The sequence below is a fragment of the Streptomyces sp. NPDC032091 genome, from assembly GCF_055580265.1.
On the sequence record NZ_JBVILR010000050.1, the window covers coordinates 1 to 4,738 of the forward strand.

The 4,738-nt window shown below is 69.4% G+C and carries 3 protein-coding genes and 2 pseudogenes; all 5 read right to left on the reverse strand.

Annotated features, from left to right (window positions below; all coding sequences use genetic code 11):
• Positions 1-76, reverse strand: a pseudogene (locus ACZ5NJ_RS37600) (ATP-binding protein); the annotation flags it as partial.
• Positions 57-620 (reverse strand): DUF742 domain-containing protein, encoded by a 564-nt coding sequence (locus ACZ5NJ_RS37605; protein ID WP_468771269.1) that lies wholly within the window; start codon positions 618-620, stop codon positions 57-59. The gene ACZ5NJ_RS37605 and the pseudogene ACZ5NJ_RS37600, both read right to left, overlap by 20 nt.
• 93 nt (positions 621-713) lie before the next feature.
• Entirely contained in the window at positions 714-1,127 is a 414-nt protein-coding gene (locus ACZ5NJ_RS37610; RefSeq protein ID WP_079431971.1) for a roadblock/LC7 domain-containing protein, read from the reverse strand.
• Positions 1,128-1,137: 10 nt separating this feature from the next.
• Positions 1,138-4,344: a sensor histidine kinase gene (locus tag ACZ5NJ_RS37615; RefSeq protein WP_468771271.1), complete on the reverse strand. Its 3,207-nt coding sequence runs from the start codon at positions 4,342-4,344 to the stop codon at positions 1,138-1,140.
• Between the two features lie 293 nt (positions 4,345-4,637).
• A pseudogene (locus tag ACZ5NJ_RS37620) lies at positions 4,638-4,738 on the reverse strand (ATP-binding protein); the annotation flags it as partial.

The following is a 4,738-nucleotide window of genomic DNA, read 5'->3' on the forward strand; positions in this document are numbered from 1 at the left end:
CGAAGCCGCCCGCCACCACGATCTTCGCGGAGGTGGTGGAGCGAGCCGCTCCGCCGTTAGAGCTTGCGAAGTCCACTGAGCACCCTTTCGAGCAGTGTCACATCTGGCTGGCCGCCGGCAGACTCGTCGCCGCCGGGCTGGTGAATGGCGACAAGGCCCGCCTCCGCCAGGTCGGCTACGAGGATGCGGGCGACACCAAGAGGAATGGAGAGAAGTGCCGAGATCTCCGCGACGGATTTGATCTCCTGGCACAGGCGGCAGATCCGCTGGTGCTCGGGCAACTGCCCTTGCAGACGCGCGGGATCCGCCGTGGTACTGACCAGCGCCTCGATGGCGAGCTGGTAGCGCGGCCGGGTCCGGCCGCCGGTCATCGCGTACGGGCGCACCAGCGGGTTGTGCGCCTTCGGAGCCTGCGGCTGCGCGGCCCGAGGGGGCTGCTGCGGAAGCCGGTGGGGCGCCTGGGGCTGCTGGGGCTGCTGGGGCTGGCCGTACGGTTGCTGGGCGTAGGGAGTCTGCTCCGGCATGGGCCGGCTGGGAGCGGAGGGGAAGTTGAAGCGGTTCTGGTCGTGTCCACCCTGCGGCTGCTGGCCGCCATAAGGATGTCCTCCGGGTGTTGTCACGTTTCCTCCTCCGACTCCAAGAACGCAGTACTCCCTGTGGAACCGCGCCACCGCACCCTACGGTGCGGTGACGCGAAACGCACTGCTTGTTTGCTAGTTGAGAAGGCTTCCCTGGAGCTCCGCGCGCAGGTCCGGGGTGAGGACGTTGCCGGCGCGGTCCACGAGGAGGGCCATCTCGTAGCCGACGAGGCCGATGTCGCACTCGGGGTGCGCGAGCACCGCGAGCGAGGACCCGTCGGAGACCGACATGAGGAAGAGGAACCCACGGTCCATCTCCACCACGGTCTGGTTGACGGCGCCACCCTCGAAGATGCGGGACGCTCCGGCGGTCAGCGAGGTCAGACCGGAGGCCACGGCCGCCAGCTGATCGGCGCGGTCGCGCGGGAATCCGTCGGACATCGCCAGCAGAAGGCCGTCGGCGGAGACCACCACCGTGTGGGACACCCCGGGGGTGTTGTCCACGAAGTTGGTGATCAACCAGTTCAGGTTCTGCGCCGCCTGGCTCATCGCGCTCACACTAACGCTCCTGGTCATAGCTGTTACTTGACTGCTCGGAACCCGCGCTGCGTCCCTGCTGGACACCGCGGCGCAGGTTGCTCAACCTGCCGCGCACGTCCTCCGGGGCGCGGGAGACCTGGGGGCCGCCCTGCGGGGTCGTCTCCGCAGCACCCTCGACCAGGTTGGCCTTGGGCACCCGCCGAGGGAGACCGGACGGGGTGACCCCGCCCGCCTTCGGCTCACGGAGCTTGCCGGCCTGCTGCCAGCGCTCGTCGTTCGTCGAACGCCAGCCCCCGCCGGCCGCATCGTCCGCCGGGGCCTCCTTCGGCTCCGCGGGCTGCTGCTGTCGCTGCGGCCGCTGGTCGAAGAGGGAACCGGTGGGCTCCGCTTCCTTCCGGCCCGAACCCCACTGCTGCTGGCTGCCACGTCGCGGCAGGCCCGCTCCGGTCAACGCGTGACCGGTGTCGGCAGCGGCGCCCGGACGGTCGAAGCCTACGCGGTCCACGGCCGGTTCGGGAGCGGCCGGGGGTTCCGATTCGGTCCCGTAGTCCTGCTGGTAGGGCTCCGAGTAGGTGTTCTGCTCGGGCCATGCGGCCTGCGGGGACTGCTCTGCGTAGCCGCCCTCGTACGCCTGTGCGGGCTGCTGCTGGTCCTGATAGCCGACTTCCGGATAGGCATAGCCCTGCTCCGGGAACGCCTCGTAGGACTGCTGCTGGGCCTGCTCCCCGTACGGGGCCTCGTAGCCCTGCGCGGACGGCTGTTCGTACTCCTGGTACGGCTGGTACCCGTGTTCCGGCTGAGGTTCCGGATAGCCCTCGGCGGCGTACTGCTGCTGCTCGGGCTGGCCGCCCTGCTCCTGCCCGAAGTTGAGCTGCGCCTCCAGCGCGGCCCGGCGCTCCTCGCGGCCCAGGGAGCGCACGACCGGGTCGACCTGCTTCTCCTCGCCGCCCTGGCCGCCCTGGGCCTCGTAGCGGGAGTCGTCGAAGCCGAGCTCGGCGGCGGTGCGCAGCGGGGCGGCCTGCTCGGCCTGCTGCTCGGGGATGATCGAGGAGACGGTGAAGTCGTCGTCCGGGATGCCCTCGCCACCGCCACCGTGGGTGATGGCGTCGGGGAGCATGACCAGCGAGGTGGTGCCGGCCTGCTCGCCCGAGGGGCGCAGCTGGACGCGGATGCTGTGGCGGTCCGCCAGCCGGCCGACCACGAAGAGGCCCATGCGCTGGGAGATCGCGGCGTCCACGGTCGGCGGGTTGGCCAGCTTGTGGTTGATGTCCGCGAAGTCCTCGGCGGTGAGACCGATGCCCTTGTCGTGGATCTCGATCATCACGCGGCCGTCGGGCAGACGCGTGGCGTTGACCCGGACCTTGGTCTGGGGAGAGGAGAACGTGGTGGCGTTCTCCAGCAGCTCGGCGAGCAGGTGCACGAGGTCGGTCACGGCCTGGCCGTGGATCTCGGCCTCGGAGACGCCCGAGAGTTCGATGCGCTCGTACTGCTCCACCTCGGAGGAGGCGGCGCGCAGCACGTCGACGAGGGGGACCGGCTGGTCCCAGCGGCGGCCCGGGTTCTCACCCGCGAGGATGAGGAGGTTCTCGCCGTTGCGACGCATACGGGTGGCCAGGTGGTCCAGGCGGAAGAGGTTCTCCAGCTGGTCCGGGTCGGCCTCGTTGTTCTCCAGGTCGGTGATGAGGGTCAGCTGGCCCTCGATCAGCGACTGGTTGCGCATGGAGAGGTTCGTGAAGATCGCGTTGACGTTGCCCCGCAGGAGGGCCTGCTCGGCGGCGAGCCGGACCGCTTCCCGGTGGACCTGGTCGAAGGCGCGGGCGACCTCGCCGATCTCGTCCCTGGAGTTGATCGGGATCGGCTCCACACGGGTGTCGACCTTGCCCGGGTCGGTGCGCGAGAGCTGGTCGACGAGCATCGGCAGGCGCTGCTCGGCGACGTCGAAGGCGGAGGTGCGCAGACGGAGCATCGAGCGGCTCATCTGGCGGGCCATCAGCGCGGCCAGGATGAAGGCGGCGAGGAGGGCCACGACCACGATGGCGCCGGTCAGGATGGCGTCGCTCTGGGCCTTGTCGGACACCGCGACGGTGTCCTGGACGGCCTTCTCCAGGAGCTCCTGCTCGACCTCGGCGTAGCCGTCGAACTTGGCGGTGGCGGCCTGCTGCCAGGCCTGCGGGGTGACACCGATGAGGGCGAGCTTGGCCGGCTTCTCGCCGCCGGCTATCGCCTCGGTCATTCCCGTGAGGGCGGAGCCGTTGACCAGGGGCGGGGTCTTGAAGGGCGTACCGGCCTGCTCGGCGGCCTGCTTGGCCTGGGCGAGCTTGGCGGCGCCCTCCTGGGACTTCTTGCCCATGACCTCCTGGAGGCGCTTGGTGTCCTCCTCGGTGCCGGCGGCGACGTACTCGCCGGCGGCGATCTCTTCGAGGTAGGCGTAGGAGGAGAACGCGACGAGCTGGGCCTTGCGGACGCTCTCGTCCTCGTTCGGGCGGACCAGCAGGTGCGTGCCGATGGAGCGCTGGAGCGAGTTGGCCGCCTTGGCCAGTTCGACCGCGTAGACCATGCGGCCGTAGCTGGTGACGTTGCCGGTGCCCAGGCCCAGTTCGTTGGAGAACTGCATCAGGTAGTGCTGGACCAGCACGTAGCCCTCTTCGGTCGGCACCGGGCCGAGCTGGGAAGGGGGGTTCTTCTTGGTGGTCTCCGGGACGGCGTAGGCCGTCTTGCGGACCTGCTCCAGCTTGGGCTCCTCCTGGCGGAAGAGTTCCAGGCGGCGCTCCAGGCCCTGCTTCTTGGGCATGTCCTTCACAGCCGCCGCGAACTTGGCCTTGGCCGCGTCGGTGGCCGCGTACGCCTTGACGACCGCCTCGTTGGTGCGGTCGCCCTTGAGGAGCGGCTCCGCGCTGAGGTCGCGTTCGTTGAGGAGGGCCTGGCCGTATTCGGCCGCCGCCTGGACGATGCGGACCGTCTTCTCGGCGTCCTTCGCCTCGTTCCAGGTGTCGATCGAGCCCTTCACCTGGAAGCCGCCCATGACCAGTCCGACGAGGACGGGTACGAGCAGGATGGCGTTCAGACGCGTCGGCACCCGCCAGTTGCGCGGGGAGAGCTTGCTGGTGCTGCCACCGCCGGCCGGCGGTTCCACGGGCACGTCGACGGGCGACGTGGCCGCGCGCGGCGGCGGGGTGAAGTTGCCGCGCGCGGGTTCATCCGCGGGGCTTGAGTTGCTTCGCCTCACTCGACCAACAACCTCTCGGCGGTGCTACTAGCTAGTTCGTTGAATTCCAGCACGATGAAGCGCCGTGTTCCAAACAGTTGGAATCGGCCGTTCCCAGAGCCTTACGTCCCACATAAAACGGACATAAAGAGCGAGCTGCGGCAAAAACGGGGCCAGTTGTGCGCACAGCGGCACCGGGCGAACGCGCGCCGTGTCCGGCCGCGGGGCAATTCTCTGTCGAAACGTTATGAACGCCAGAGGCGGGCCGTGTTCCATGACACAGCCCGCCTCCGCGTATCGCAGGGGAACGCCCGTTACTTGAGCCGTGCCATGAGTGCGTGTTCGACGAGGGTGATGAGTGCGCTCTTGGCGTCGCCGCGGTGGCGGGCGTCGGTGGTGATGATGGGGGCGTCGG

Coding starts and splice junctions, on each gene's coding strand:
- ACZ5NJ_RS37610 (WP_079431971.1), bottom strand. CDS start 1,127: ATGAGCCAGGCGGCGCAGAACCTGAACTGGTTGATCACCAACTTCGTG.